Below are 14,683 nucleotides of genomic sequence, written 5' to 3' on the forward strand. Positions count from 1 at the left end.
ATATAGCGAACAATCAAGCAAACTGGCTACTGTTTTATATTCTTTAATCGGTTGATTTTTTATGAAAACAATCTTAATCATGCGCCATGGCGAAGCTACGCCAATGCAAGCAGATGATGCAGCAAGACAACTGACCGAGACCGGTCACCAAGAAGCCAGTAGAATGGGGCAGTGGTTAGCAACACACCATAAACCTGACGCTTTGTTGGTAAGTCCTTACATTCGTGCACAACAGACTGCTGCCGATGCGACACAACATATTTCGTTACAATTTAATGAAACCTGTAGCGATATTACCCCTGATGGTGTTCCGCAAGTTGCTGCTGATTATCTTGAAACGCTGATTGCTATGCATCCACAGTGCAACACCTGGTTAGTCGTTGCCCATATGCCCATTGTTAGTTACTTAGTTGATCAGTTAAGTCCTGGTCATATGCCAATTTTCAATACTGGTGCGGTTGCTGTTATCGAATATGATGAACATAAACAGCGCAGTCACTACCTCAGTATTCACTCGCCAAATAACGTCGAAATATAACAGTGGATTTGCTAAATTAGCGCCACTGTTAATTTTTTTAAGTTCTTACTATGACAATCGAACGTTTACAAACCGGTGCGCGTATGAGCCGCATCGTTAAGCATAACGGCACTGTATACCTATGCGGCCAAGTTTGTGCTGATGCTGAAAAAGATATCACCGAACAAACTCAAACCATGTTAGACAAGGTCGAAGCGCTACTTATTGAAGCGGGTAGTAGCAAAGAGCACATGCTAAGCGCCACAATTTACCTGAAAAGCATGGAATACTTTGCACAAATGAACGCTGTTTGGGATGCATGGGTACCACAGGGTCATGCACCTGCTCGCGCTTGTGTTGAGGCCAAAATGGCGCGCGATGCGCTATTAGTTGAGATTTCTGTCGTTGCAGCCGTTAAGTAACGAGCAGCGTATAGCGCAAATGATTGCTCGCTTTAATGAGCAATCAGGGCGCGAAGTGAGTGAACTGCCAAGTTGGCATTTTTGCGACAATGAGCAAGATGCCAATGACTGCGCATTGCTGGTTTTAAATGGTGTAAAACAAGCAACAACCCCTTCACTTTATTGGTTTAAAGCCAATAATGAAGCCCTTCCTGAAGTTGGTGATTTAGCCATTTTTACCAATTGGCAGGGACAGCCACTCGGCATAATTGAAACCGTCTCTGTAACTATTACCCCATATAATCAAATAAGCGCCGATTACGCCGCATTAGAAGGCGAGGGCGACAAAAGCCTTGAGTACTGGCAGCGTGTGCATTGGGATTATTATCAGCGAGAGCTCGCAGGTACAGGCTATCATTGTCACCCTGAGATGCCGTTGGTGTGTGAGCAGTTTAAGTTAGTTTTCAAGGAGTCAGAATGAGCACGAATCCTGTGGTTCTTATTACCGGAGGCGGCCGCGGTATAGGCGCAGCGACAGCAAAGCTGTTTGCTAAACATGGCTATGATGTGTGTATTAATTATAAGTCAGATCAAGCAAGTGCAGAGCAAGTCGCTGATAAGTTAAAAGCCTATGGCGTGAATGCGTATTCGTTGCAAGCTGATATTGCCGATGAGCAGCAAGTGCTCGCCATGTTCGCTAAATTAGATGCTAAGGTTTCGCGGTTAGATGTATTAGTTAATAACGCAGCGATGATGATGCCGCAAATGCCGTTATTAGAGATGGATGCTAAGCGTATCAACGCTATTTTAAGTTGTAATGTTACTGGCGCCTTTCTGTGTGCGCGAGAAGCAATAAAGCGTATGGACAAAGGTAGTATTGTCAATGTTTCATCGGGTGCGTCGCGAACAGGCTCGCCAAATGAATATTTAGATTATGCCGCATCCAAAGGAGCGCTTGATACTTTCACGATTGGCCTTGCCAAAGAAGTCGCGAGTAAAGGTATTCGGGTAAACGCGGTAAGGCCAGGCCTTATTTATACCGATATGCACCGTGATGGCGGTGAAGCAAACCGAGTCGATAGGTTAAAATCTAAGTTGCCACTAGGACGCGGTGGTGAGGCTGATGAGGTCGCTTCAGCAATTTATTTTTTGGCAAGTGAGCAAGCCTCATTCACAACGGGCAGTTTTATCGATGTATCTGGTGGCTTATAAAACTAAAGTAAAATACTTAACCAAATACTAAAGCTCACTACACTCAATACTGTTGAAAGCACGACGCTACTTGCCAGTGTTGCTTGGTGTTGCTTAATTTGATTGGCGATTAGATAAGCGTTGACCCCTAAAGGAGAAGCGCTTAAAAGTACTAACACGTTCAGTAATGATTGCTCTAGGTGGAATACGCTGCCTGCAAAAAAGTAGACCCCGCACGGTAACACAATAAGCTTGATGATGGTTGCGATGATTGAGGCTTGTAAGTTGTCGGCCACTTTATAAAACGCAAGGTTCGCCCCTAATACAAAAAGCGCACAGGCAATGGCAGGTTTGGCAAGTAGACTCAGGCCATTTGCCAAATCATCAAAAAGTGTAAAGCCAAGTAGGTTAACAGCCAAGCCGCTACTGATACTTAACACGACTGGATTCAGCAGCATGTTTTTAGCAAATGCTTGCCAAGAGAATGTTTGCTGCGACTTCGCACTGAGCAAAAAGGTAAGGGTAAACAAAAGTGCGCTATGAAAAGTAATGATCATAAACACAATGCCAACCATCTGTTGCCCAAGTGCAGCAATAATAATAGGCAAACCTACCAGTACCGTATTTGAGTAACTACTGCCAAGAGCAAATACAGCATGACGTGACGGCGCAGAGTGCTTGCTAATGAGATAGTGGTCAATCACATAGCCCAGGGCGTAAATGGCCAGTACTGGGATGTAAAAGCTCAAAAACCCTGCAATAGACACACTATTTTGTAAATCGGCTTGGGCCATATTTAAAAATAGAAAAGCAGGCACACTGATGTAAAAAGTAAACTTACTTAACCCTGCAATATGCTCTTTCGATAAAAATTTGCTTCGCGAGCTGATGTAACCACTTAACACGATAAAAATCAGTGGAAAGATAATCGAAAAAATATGCACTTTAGGCCTTATGACAAGAAGACGTTAGCGTCTGAACTCATCACTTTGTGGAAGATTAATTAAAATAAGTACCGCCCCTTTACCACCAAATTCAAGGGGTGCTTGGTGCATCGCAATCACATCAGGGTGTTGCACTAAATATTGCGGTACCTTGTGTTTAAGTATGCGCTCACCAATGCCATGCACAACACAAGCGCAATAGTAATGCTGTTTTTTACACTCATGAATTAATCCAGCTAGCTCATCTTTGGCTAATTCTTTATTTAAGCCATGTAAATCAAGGGTTAACTCAGGTGGGTAATCTCCACGGCGAAGTTGCTTTGCTAAAAAGCTATCGTGACCTGGTTTGACATAACTTACAGTGCCATGAGTGTCGATGTCTGGTACATATTCATCAGAAAAGAAAAATTCTGCCTGATGTTGCTTTTTTTGCTGGGAAAATTGCTTCGCTTGTGACACTTTAGGCTTATTGGTGAATCGAATAGTGTCTTGTTTAAATGCTTTGGCACCACTGATACTCTGACGAAATAAGTCAATATCGTCAGTGCTGATGTGGTTGTTGGCGTGGGGATCTTTTTTCATGGCGGCAGTCTAAACAAAAAAACGCTAAAAATCGAGTAAAAACCAACTGAAAAGACGGTACAATACGCGTCAGAACAGACTTTGAAAGTTAAGGAACATACATGAACCATTTCCAGATTGAAGACGCAATTTTAGACGAGGCAATTGCAGAACTTTCAACGTTGCATGATTGGTTACGTTGGACAACCAGTCAATTTGCCAGCAGTGGTATTTTCTTTGGGCACGGCACAGATAATGCGTGGGATGAAGCAGTTAGCTTATTGTTACCCGCATTAAGTTTGCCAATCGATGCGCCAAAAGAGCTAATGCATGCGCGTTTAACCAGCACCGAGAAAAACCGTTTAGCTGAACTAATTGCAGAGCGTATTAATGATTGTACGCCAGTACCGTACCTGACCAACACCGCGTGGTTTGCAGGTATGCCGTTTTATGTTGATGAGCGCGTGTTAATTCCACGTTCGCCATTTGCTGAGCTAATAAACAATCGCTTTGCACCTTGGTTAGAAGAGCCAAGCTCAGTAACGCGCATTCTTGATTTATGCACTGGCTCTGCATGTATTGCTATTGCACTTGCACAAGCATTCGAAGATGCACAGGTTGATGCGGTTGATATTTCATATGAAGCGCTCGAAGTTGCAGATATTAATATTAGCGATTACATGCTAAATGACCGTGTACTGCCAATTCAATCAGATGTGTTTAGTGGTGTTCCGGGTCAAAAATATGACCTGATCGTAGCTAACCCACCGTATGTTGACGCTGAAGATATGGCTGATTTACCTCGTGAATTCCATCACGAGCCAGAGCTTGGTTTAGCATCGGGTCATGATGGTCTTGATGTTACTCGCACCATCCTAGCTGAAGCTGCAGAGCATCTAACTGATAACGGTTTGTTATTTGTCGAAGTTGGTAACTCTATGGTACATATGGAAGAGCTGTACCCAGGCGCACCATTTGAATGGATTGAATTCGAACAAGGTGGCCTTGGTGTGTTTGTGATCAGCAAACAGCAGCTTGTTAACTATTTCGAAGATTAACAGCAGATTTTAAAAGCCGAGCCTGAGGGCTCGGTCTCAGTAGTCATTAGGAATGAGGAAAATTAATGGCAGGTAATAGCATCGGGCAACTATTTAAAGTGTCCACCTTTGGTGAGAGCCACGGCGTTGCATTAGGCGGCGTTGTTGATGGCACACCAGCAGGTCTTGAAATTAGCGAGGCCGATTTACAAATTGATTTAGACCGTCGTAAGCCGGGGCAAAGTCGTTATACAACACAGCGCCGCGAAAGTGACGAAGTAAAAATTCTTTCTGGTGTTTTCGAAGGTAAAACCACAGGTACTAGCATAGGTTTACTGATTGAAAACACCGATCAACGTTCAAAAGATTACGGCAAAATTGCCGATGTATTTCGCCCAGGTCATGGTGATTATACCTATTGGCATAAGTACGGTATCCGTGATTATCGAGGTGGTGGTCGCTCTTCTGCCCGTGAAACGGCGATTCGTGTAGCGGCGGGTGCAATTGCAAAAAAATACCTAAAACAATTTCATGGTATTGAAGTACGTGCTTGTTTGAGCCAGCTTGGGCCAATTAGAGCTGAAGATTACAACTGGGATGAAGTGGAAAACAATGCATTTTTCTTCCCGGATCCGAGTAAATTAGATGCGCTTGATGAATACATGCGCGACCTAAAAAAACAAGGTGATTCGGTAGGCGCTAAAGTTAAAGTGGTTGCTAAAAATGTGCCTGTTGGTCTCGGTGAGCCAGTATTTGATCGCCTAGATGCAGAGCTTGCACACTCATTAATGAGCATTAATGCGGTAAAAGGCGTTGAGATTGGTGATGGCTTTGATGTGGTTGAGCAAAAGGGCTCTGAACACCGTGATGAGTTAACTCCTGATGGGTTTACATCAAATCACGCGGGCGGTGTACTTGCGGGTATCTCGACAGGGCAAGACATCATTGCCTCTATCGCACTTAAGCCAACTTCAAGCATTACCATACCGGGTAACAGCATTAATACCAGCAACGAAGCGGTAGAGATGATCACCAAAGGACGTCATGATCCCTGTGTAGGTATTCGTGCTATTCCTATTGCTGAGGCGATGATGGCGATTACTTTAATGGATCACTTATTGCGCCAACGTGGTCAAAACCCACATGTAAGCCACGAACATGGACCAATCAAAGGTTCTATTTAAGCGCAGTATTAAATAAAGTAAACGCAGTTAATGAGCGCGATGATTATCATCGCGCTTTTTTATGTCTTAATCATTTCGACAAGCTGCTTAAGCTGTTCATGACTGAGAGGGTTGTGGGCGTGATTACCGTATAGCAGGACGATATCAATGACAGGCAGTACCGGAAGTGAGTTATCGCTCATCTCTTCCACACCCGATTGCATGCTTATTCGCGCCATACTGCCAATTGCCAGCCCTTGTTTAATCAAGCCATGTAACGCTCCCGCTGAGCCACAACAGGCAATAATATTAAAACGACGCTCGGCCTTTAATAGACCCTCAATACTGGCTTGGTGAAACTTACAGTCTCGTTGAAACAAGGCGATTGGAAGTGGGGTTGAATCGTTAATCTCAAAAGCAGGGCTTTTCACCCACACGCCTTGGCTTGATTGCAATAAGTAGCCTTCTTCGCTGTCTGGCGAGCGAGTGGCAATCACCAAATCGAGCATACCTTGGTCTAGTTTGGCTCTAAGCTCAGTACTAGGGGCGCAGCTTATTTGTAAATCCAGTGCATTAAACTGTTGGTGTAAAGCATCAACAAGCTCTGGTAGTAAAGAGTGGGCATAGTCATCAGGACAACCAATGCGCACACGTAAATTGCCAGTGCCTGCTTTTAATTGCTTAAAGGCTTCATCATGAAGCGCTATCAATTGCTTTGCATAGCTTGCTAGCTGGTGGCCTTGATGGGTTAGCACCAACTGACGGCCTTGCTTTTCAAATAGCGGACTTGCGAGGTCTTGTTCAAGCTTTTTCATTTGCATACTTACCGCAGATTGGGTTCTGCAAATTTGTGCTGCAGCACGGGTGAAACTGCCTGTATCAACAAAAGCACAAAAAGTTCTGAGGGCATCAATATCCATAATGTATCAGCTTTTCTTATAGGTAGCATAAAAACAATTGGCGAGTAATTACCCAATTGCTGTTTTATAGTGGGTCTAATCTAAACGTTAAAGGAAGCACAATGCAATTATTTATTGGCAATAAAAACTACTCAACTTGGTCATTGCGGGCGTGGTATTTACTAAGTAAATTCAATATCTCTTTTACAGAGCTGCAATTAGTTTTAGATACGCCTGAGTTTTATGAAGCATTAAAAAGTAAGTTTCCCGTGCAAAAAGTGCCGGCCCTTATTGATGCTGAGTTAATCGTGTGGGATTCACTCGCTATTTGTGAATACATCAATGATGCTTATCTAAATGGTGCGGCTTGGCCTAGTGAAATAGCCCAAAGAGCAAAAGCACGCAGTTTAGCGGCTGAGATGCACTCTGGTTTTGCTGCACTTCGCAATGAAATGCCAATGAATATTCGGGCTAACAGGCATGTTGAATTATCAGAGCAAGCTAAAAAAGACATTGCGCGTATCGATGAGATATTTTCTGCTCAGCAGCAAAGTTACCCTAATGCATGGTTATTTGGTGAGTTCTCTATTGTTGATGCGATGTTTGCACCTGTGGTGCTGCGCTTCAAAACGTATCAGGTGGAGCTTTCGCATGCTGCACAAGCTTATTGCCAGCACGTACTTAGTTGCCCGGTAATGCAAAGCTGGATCAGCGAGGCCCTTAAAGAAACCGATATTGTCGACTGTGATGAAGCAGGTGAAGAAATCAACTAACTGAAATTTAGAGTATTTTCCTATTTAATTTATTGTCTACTATACTTTTATTTGGGGTTTTTTGTCGTATTTTTATACAAAAATACTAGTTTAATTAATGAGCATACACTCTATACTAGAGTAGTTGCTCTTTAATCTAACACCCCTCACTTCCTTTCGTAGTAGGCATTTATTTATGGGCGCTTTTGCAGCAAAATTATTAAACGAAGATATGTCGATTGAGCGTTATGCTTGCCAATTTAAATCGTTACAGGTTGAGCAAGCATTTTTGCAAAGTAAATTCGTACAAGATAAAAAAATAGCTCAATTTCTTACCTGCTTGATTGCAGTAGTCACTTTTTTGGTGACATTCTTTGATAAGATGATCATTCAAGCGAGCTTTTGGCCCGATATTGCCCTGATCGGTAGAGCCGTTACTATATCAGTTTGTTTAATAAGCGCTTTTGGTTTAGGTTTTATAAAAACTCCAGGGCAGTTAAAACCCGTAATAGTCGTGTTTATGGTGTTTTTATTTTTGAATATCCAGTTCATGGTTGTCACCTATGAGCGAAATTATATTTTGCACATGTTTTTTGATGTGATCATTTTGATCACCTTTTACTTTTCAACATTGTTATCTTTGAAGTTATCTTTGTTTTTAGGTGTTGCTTACAGTGTCTTCGCTGTGATTGTTATTTACTCCTATAAAGATATATCCACTCACTCATTTTATGTGGTGATCTTAGCGCATGTGGCTGCAAATTTAGCGGGGTTGATCATGGCAGCTCAAGAGCACACGATGCGCCGCGCACTATTTGTAAGAAATACTCAGCTTGCCCAGCTTGCCCATGAAATGAAAACCCAAGCCCTTAAAGATGCACTTACTCAGCTGCCCAATCGCCGTGCTTTTGATAATGCCTATGAAGAATATCAGCGGTTGGCTAAGCAACAGCAAGGTGAGGCAAAACAAGTGTGTGTTATTCTGGCTGATATTGATTATTTTAAACGTGTGAATGATACCCATGGCCACGAGGTGGGGGATGTCGTGTTACAACGTTTTTCTGCTTTTTTAACTCACTCACTACGTACATCTGATGACGTTTATCGTTTTGGCGGAGAAGAGTTTGTTATTGTGCTGCCACTATGCTCTGTGCCTGATGCAACGGTTATTATCAATAGTATGATTTCACGATTGAATAGTGAAGTGTGCGAGGTTGGTGAGTTGTCTTTACCAATTCGCGCCAGCTTTGGTTTAACTGTGATGCAAGAAGAGCCTAAAAAATCAGTTATCTCACGGGCTGATGCTGCGCTTTATCAGGCGAAAGATGCAGGACGCAATCAATTAGTCATCAAACTATAGGGGCTGAAAAGTGCACAAATACATGTACCTTATTGTTGTTTCGATATAATCTTAAAGTATCATTTTTTAAAACAATCTGAATTATTAGCTAGCAAGGAGTCGCGAATGCTATCACGCCATGATAAGGGCTATAAAATTTCAATCAGAGCCAGTGTTCTACTGGTATTCGCTCTCGCGAGTTTACTCACTGGCGTGGTGGCGATTAGTCTGCATTATTATTTTAGTGAAAAACTGATACTACAAACTAAATCTGAGCAATTTAAGCAAACTAGCCAACAAATAGCTGATCACATCACCCGAATCAATGAGCGAGCCGATAATACCTTGAGCGTGATGATCCACGACACGCGACTCTTTTCGAATAGCCAAGATAATAAAGGCATTTTACAGCATGTTTTGCTTGAAATTTTAACGCGCCATCCAGACTTTTATTCACTCATTCTTGGTCATGCTAATGGCGACTTATTGCAGGTTATTAATTTAAAAGGCTATGCAAAGCTTCCTCCATCGTTCCAACTTGATGAAGACGATCATTGGCTGGTTTACCAAATTACTGGGCAGGGCAGCGATCGTAAGCAAGTAACCACGTATTTAGGCGAGTCGCTCAACGTTCGTAAAAGAGACATTAAAGCGACAGATTACGACCCGCGCACCCGTGTTTGGTTTCAGGATGCAACCAGTACTTCGGTGACGAAAACCGAGCAGTACGTGTTTAACGTGTTTGATGTACCAGGTTATACCTACGCAATAAAGTCAGCGCAAACAGGCGATGTATTAGCGATTGATATTGCCAGTGCAAGCTTGAATCATTTTTTAACCGTGCAACAAACTAAAATGAAACACTTGGTTGAAAGTGAAATGTATGTATATCGGGGCAATGGCGAAATTATTGCAACCAGTAAAAATCAAAGCCATCAGCATACCTTTGATGATTTATCTCAGTTGATTAAATTGGATGAACAGCAATCAGGGCTTGCTAATAAAGCGCATCAATTTGGCAAAATGCTGAGCGTCCATGAAAAGGGCATAGAAAAGTACATGTTTGTGCTGCCTTTGCCGCTCAGTAGCGATATGCAATCTGATGAAGTGGATTACTTCACCGTACTGGTATCTAAAGAAGATGTGTTAGCAGTAATTAAAGAAAAAATACGTATTTCAATTTTAGCGACGGGCTTATTTTTACTCTTGCTACTGCCCGTTTCTTGGTTTTTTGCCTCTTCAATCGTTAACCCAATACTGAAACTAGTGGGTGAAAATAAAAAAATTCAACAGCGCGATTACAATGAGGTTTCAACGCTTTCGAGCCATATTCTAGAAATTCATTATTTAGCTAGTTCAATGGTCGATATGAGTCGCTCCATTGAGCAACATGAAAATTCACAAAAAGCGCTGATGGAGTCTTTTGTCGAGCTCATTGCGCAAGCCATTGATGATAAATCACCGTACACGGCAGGGCATTGTGAGCGTGTGCCAGAGCTGGGTATTTGGCTTGCAGATGCGGCATCTGGTTCAACCGATGAGGCGTTTTCTGAGTTTAGCTTTAAAACCCCGGATGAGCGACGCGAGTTTCGTTTAGCGGCGTGGTTACACGACTGCGGTAAAATCACCACACCAGAACATATTGTTGATAAAGGCACTAAGCTTGAAACCATTTATAACCGCATTCACGAAGTACGCACCCGATTTGAAGTGCTGCTACGTGATGCAAAAATTGCCTACTACGAGCAACTATTAGCGCACCCAGAGCAGCAATCTGTGCTTAAGCAAAAGCTTGAGCAACAAACAGAAAAGTTACACGCTGATTTTAGCTTTATTGCCGCCTGTAATGTCGGTGGTGAGTTTATGGATGAAGCGCAGTTGTCTCGCTTACATGAGGTTGCTAGCATCAAGTGGCAGCGCTATTTTGACGCAAGTTTAGGTTTATCGCCCCTTGAAGAAATGCGTATGGCTGATTTGAAAAATCAGCATTTACCTGTCGAAGAGTCACTCCTGAGCGATAAGCCAAGTGATTTAATTCCACACGAAAAAGCCGTTGAGTACCCAGAAAGTTTGGGCATTAATATGGCGATTCCAGAGTATAAATATAACCTTGGCGAAGTCTATAACTTGTCGGTGGCGCGGGGCACGTTAACAGCGGAAGATCGGTTTAAGATCAATGAGCATGTGATCAGTACAATTCGTATGCTTGGGAGTGTGCCATTCCCTAAAGAGTTAGCGAGAGTTCCGCGTTATGCATCAACCCACCACGAAACCTTAAAAGGGACTGGCTATCCGCGAAAATTAACCGCTAAGCAGTTATCAATACCTGAACGTGTGTTAGTACTTGCTGATATCTTCGAAGCATTAACCGCGGCAGATAGACCTTATAAAAAAGCAAAACCTTTGAGTGTTGCTGTTGATATTTTAGCGAAAATGGTCGAAGACGATCACATTGACCGTGACGTATTTGAGCTCTTTTTAACTTCTGGCATTTACCTAAAATATGCAAAACAGTTTTTACATGAGTCGCAAATCGATTCGGTCGATATTCAAAAATATCTAAGATAATTATTTGCTTATGCTTTAGGCTAATATTGCAGTGTTTTTGTTTGTAATACAAAGTTATTGGTGTATACATATTATACAAGCTAATATTATTTACGAACAAAGCATTGCAAGGAGATGCATAAGTGCTGGTATCTGCTTTTCAAAAACTCAAACAAACAATACGTTTCTCGATTCGTCTTACCGTTGTTGCGGTGTTCGTATTAGCCACCTCATTAACAGCCCTGATTGCAATTAGTCTGCAATATTATTTCAGTGAAAAAATGGCCTTAGAAGCCAGTGTTAAAAACTTTAATTTAGCCACTGGCTCTGTCGCTGATTACCTTACCGGTGTCAATGAAAAGTCGGAAAACACGCTAAGTGTAATGGTACAAAACAGTAGCCTTATCAGTGCCGACAGCGAAGATAAAAGTGAACTGAGAAATGTCATGAGTGAAATCATGCAGCTCAATCCATTGTTTTATGCCTTGTATGTTGGCTATGAAAATGGTGACTTTTATGAATTAATAAATTTAGAAAGTAGTGAAATAGTTCGTCAGCAGTTGCAAGCCATCGAAGCCGATCGCTGGGTCGTGATCCACATTACCGGCGAAGGGGCTGAGCGTGTTCAGCACACCCATTATTTTGATCAGCAATTTAATTTACGCATTTCTCAAACTAAAGGTACCAGCTATGACCCCCGAGAGCGTTTGTGGTTTAAGCAAGCAAATTCTGCCCGAGTCAATAAAACCAAGCCGTATTTCTTTACCCACCTGCAAGCGCCCGGGCAAACCTATTCGATAAAGTCGGCAAGCGAAAACAGTGTCTTAGCGTTAGACGTTAGTTTGTCGAGCATCTCTGAATATTTAAGTAAACAGCAAAGTAAAATGAGCAGCCAGTATTTAAGTGAGCTGTACATATACAATAAAGAGGGTGAAATTGTTGCCTCTAATCAACAAAAAAATAGCTTACGTCTGCCAAGGCTTGAAAAATTGCCTCTGACTGAAGAGCAGCAAAGTGTATTGGCAAAGTATCCTTATTTAAGCGTATCAAACGAGACAAACTGGCCACCGATGGATTTTAGTGTCGGCGGAAACCCCAAAGGCTATAGCATTGATTATATTAATGGTTTGGCTGAGTTGCTTGGAATTAAGGTGACCTTTATCAACGGTTTTACTTGGTCTGAGTTTTTAACGCAATTTGCAAAAAATGAAATAGACATTATTCAGCCTATATTTAAAACGCCTGCTAATGAGCCACTTGGTGTAATGAGTGAAACCATGGCAAGGTTGCCGTTTAGCATAATTACTGCACAAGGCACCACACCGGTTGTCACCATGAAGCAGCTAGCGGGCAAACAGTTGGCGATAGGCGAGGGCTGGTCGGTGATTAACGTGATCAAAGAGCACTTTCCCGACATCGACATTGTTGAGCTACCAAGTACAAAAGCGGTACTTGATGCAGTTAGCCAAGGACGGGTCTTTGCAGGCTTAGATAACGAGGCGGTGTTCAAATACACCCAAAAGCAGTTTTTTATTGATGGCATTCAGTACAATCAGCTAGATACATATAGCCACGACCTTTTACCCGATACCCTGCATTTATTATTTCACCCAGAAGATGAAGCGCTTAAAGACTTAATTGATATGGCAATAACACACCTGCCAAATTCGTACATTGCGGCACTCGAGCGTAAATGGTTAGGGAGCGATCCCAATCAGCAATCACAAGTGATTGGTACCGTGCCATATCCTGAGTTTTTAAGTTTAATCACAGATAAAACAAACTTTGCCCATTTACGTTTGATGACCCTAAATGGCATTGAAAAATATGTGTATATCACTCCGCTTTCAGAAGGGGGCAGTAATAGTGATTACTTAGCGATAGTGGTGCCGAAAGAAGGCGTTTTGAGCTCTACCCATGAAAAAATTAAGCTTTCTATTTTTATCACTGCCGCATGCTTAATTATGGTATTGCCGGTGTCATGGTTTTTTGCCTCACCCATCGTTGCACCTATTAAGACCTTAGAGGGCGAAAACTTAAAAATTAAACGTCGACAGTTTGATCAAGTATCTACATTAAAAAGTAGTATTAAAGAAATCAATAACCTGGCTAGTTCCATGGTGCAAATGAGTCAATCTATTCAGCAGCATGAGCAAAAGCAGAAAGCCTTAATGGAGTCATTTATTGAGCTTATTGCACAGGCTATCGATGATAAATCGCCTTATACAGCAGGGCACTGCGAGCGGGTACCAGAGCTGGGCATTATGCTGGCCAAAGCGGCCTCAAACTCAAATGAACACGCTTTTAAAGAGTTTGCCTTTAAAAATAAAGACGAGCTAAGAGAATTTAGCCTAGCAGCTTGGCTACATGACTGCGGTAAAATCACCACCCCAGAGCATATCGTAGATAAAGGCACGAAGTTAGAAACCATTTATAACCGTATCCACGAAGTGCGTACACGGTTTGAAGTACTGTGGCGAGATGCAGAAATCGCTTATTTAAAAGCGTTGCAAAGCTCACCAGAAAAGCAACCTGAGCTTGAAGCTGAGCTTGGCAAACGCCAATCACAATTACGCAGTGATTTTTCGTTTATCGCAGCGTGCAATGTGGGTGGCGAGTTTATGGATGAAGCAAGTCTTGAGCGCTTAGAGGCACTCAGTAACATTACGTGGCAGCGACATTTTGACGATAAGATAGGGCTTTCGCCAGTGGAAGAGCTGCGAGTTCACAGCAACGATGAGCAACTGCCTGTGACTGAAAAGCTACTTTCTGATAAACCTGAGCATTTGATTGCCCACGATAAACCAATACAGTATGACGAGCGCTTAGGAATTCAAGTTACTATTCCTGAGTATAAGTATAATCTTGGCGAGTTGTATAACTTACAAATTCAACGCGGTACATTAACAAACGAAGACCGCTTTAAAATCAATGAGCATATTATCAGCACTATTCGGATGCTCGATAACGTACCATTTCCTGATGAATTAGCTCGTGTGCCTCGTTATGCCTCGACCCACCACGAAACACTCAAAGGCACAGGGTATCCACGTAAGTTGTCTGCGGATGATTTATCAATACCAGAGCGCGTGTTGGTGCTGGCTGATATCTTCGAAGCATTAACCGCAGCCGATAGACCATACAAAAAAGCCAAACCGCTGAGTGTTGCCATAGATATTTTAGCCAAGATGGTAGCCGATCAACATGTTGATGAAGATGTATTCAAATTGTTTTTAACTTCAGGTATTTACCTTGAATATGCAAAACGCTATTTAAACCCAGCACAAATCGATGATGTTGATATCGCAAAATACCTGTAACTGAGGGTAGTT

13 protein-coding genes are annotated in these 14,683 nt (G+C 42.3%); 10 read left to right on the forward strand and 3 right to left on the reverse strand.

Annotation, left to right across the window (positions count from 1 at the left end):
• The first annotated feature begins 61 nt into the window (after positions 1-61).
• The 4 genes from sixA to NH153_RS18575 are packed head-to-tail and all read left to right on the forward strand — an operon-like array spanning position 62 to position 2,130.
• Positions 62-538: a phosphohistidine phosphatase SixA gene (gene sixA, locus NH153_RS18560; protein WP_063706710.1), complete on the forward strand. Its 477-nt coding sequence runs from the start codon at positions 62-64 to the stop codon at positions 536-538.
• Between the two features lie 50 nt (positions 539-588).
• Positions 589-939: a RidA family protein gene (locus NH153_RS18565; RefSeq protein ID WP_054562122.1), complete on the forward strand. Its 351-nt coding sequence runs from the start codon at positions 589-591 to the stop codon at positions 937-939.
• Positions 923-1,399, forward strand: coding sequence for an ASCH domain-containing protein (locus NH153_RS18570; protein ID WP_063706712.1), 477 nt, complete (start codon positions 923-925; stop codon positions 1,397-1,399). Before NH153_RS18565 ends, NH153_RS18570 begins: the two co-directional genes overlap by 17 nt.
• A complete protein-coding gene (locus NH153_RS18575) occupies positions 1,396-2,130 on the forward strand; it encodes an SDR family oxidoreductase (protein WP_063706714.1) in 735 nt (244 codons plus the stop codon). Before NH153_RS18570 ends, NH153_RS18575 begins: the two co-directional genes overlap by 4 nt.
• 2 nt (positions 2,131-2,132) lie before the next feature.
• Here NH153_RS18575 and NH153_RS18580 read toward each other — a convergent pair whose 3' ends face one another.
• Positions 2,133-3,053 carry an AEC family transporter gene (locus NH153_RS18580; protein ID WP_063706716.1) on the reverse strand — a complete coding sequence of 307 codons (921 nt, stop codon included), beginning with the start codon at positions 3,051-3,053 and terminating at the stop codon, positions 2,133-2,135.
• A gap of 24 nt (positions 3,054-3,077) precedes the next feature.
• Positions 3,078-3,635 (reverse strand): endonuclease SmrB, encoded by a 558-nt coding sequence (gene smrB, locus NH153_RS18585; RefSeq protein WP_054553197.1) that lies wholly within the window; start codon positions 3,633-3,635, stop codon positions 3,078-3,080.
• Positions 3,636-3,736: 101 nt separating this feature from the next.
• Here smrB and prmB point away from each other — a divergent pair, with 101 nt between their 5' ends.
• Together prmB and aroC are read left to right on the forward strand one after the other, a co-directional pair.
• Positions 3,737-4,672, forward strand: coding sequence for a 50S ribosomal protein L3 N(5)-glutamine methyltransferase (gene prmB / locus NH153_RS18590; RefSeq protein ID WP_063706718.1), 936 nt, complete (start codon positions 3,737-3,739; stop codon positions 4,670-4,672).
• Positions 4,673-4,737: 65 nt separating this feature from the next.
• Positions 4,738-5,835 (forward strand): chorismate synthase, encoded by a 1,098-nt coding sequence (gene aroC / locus NH153_RS18595; RefSeq protein WP_063706720.1) that lies wholly within the window; start codon positions 4,738-4,740, stop codon positions 5,833-5,835.
• A gap of 59 nt (positions 5,836-5,894) precedes the next feature.
• On the opposite strand, the gene NH153_RS18600 is transcribed toward aroC, so the two are convergent.
• Positions 5,895-6,734, reverse strand: a complete 840-nt coding sequence (locus tag NH153_RS18600; protein WP_063706722.1) for a LysR family transcriptional regulator — start codon at positions 6,732-6,734, stop codon at positions 5,895-5,897.
• A gap of 101 nt (positions 6,735-6,835) precedes the next feature.
• Here NH153_RS18600 and NH153_RS18605 point away from each other — a divergent pair, with 101 nt between their 5' ends.
• The 4 genes from NH153_RS18605 (at position 6,836) to NH153_RS18620 (ending at position 14,671) form a co-directional block, all read left to right on the forward strand.
• Positions 6,836-7,486 (forward strand): glutathione S-transferase family protein, encoded by a 651-nt coding sequence (locus NH153_RS18605; protein WP_063706724.1) that lies wholly within the window; start codon positions 6,836-6,838, stop codon positions 7,484-7,486.
• A gap of 175 nt (positions 7,487-7,661) precedes the next feature.
• Complete coding sequence (locus NH153_RS18610; RefSeq protein WP_063706726.1) at positions 7,662-8,825, forward strand: GGDEF domain-containing protein; 1,164 nt, start codon at positions 7,662-7,664, stop codon at positions 8,823-8,825.
• A 105-nt stretch (positions 8,826-8,930) separates the two neighbouring features.
• The gene (locus tag NH153_RS18615; RefSeq protein WP_063706728.1) at positions 8,931-11,372 is read left to right on the forward strand and encodes an HD-GYP domain-containing protein; all 2,442 of its coding nucleotides are present in this window, start codon (positions 8,931-8,933) and stop codon (positions 11,370-11,372) included.
• Positions 11,373-11,494: 122 nt separating this feature from the next.
• The gene (locus NH153_RS18620) at positions 11,495-14,671 is read left to right on the forward strand and encodes an HD domain-containing phosphohydrolase (RefSeq protein WP_063706730.1); all 3,177 of its coding nucleotides are present in this window, start codon (positions 11,495-11,497) and stop codon (positions 14,669-14,671) included.
• Positions 14,672-14,683 lie beyond the last annotated feature (12 nt).

The sequence above is a fragment of the Pseudoalteromonas gelatinilytica genome (assembly GCF_001641615.1).
GTDB classification, from domain to species: domain Bacteria; phylum Pseudomonadota; class Gammaproteobacteria; order Enterobacterales; family Alteromonadaceae; genus Pseudoalteromonas; species Pseudoalteromonas gelatinilytica.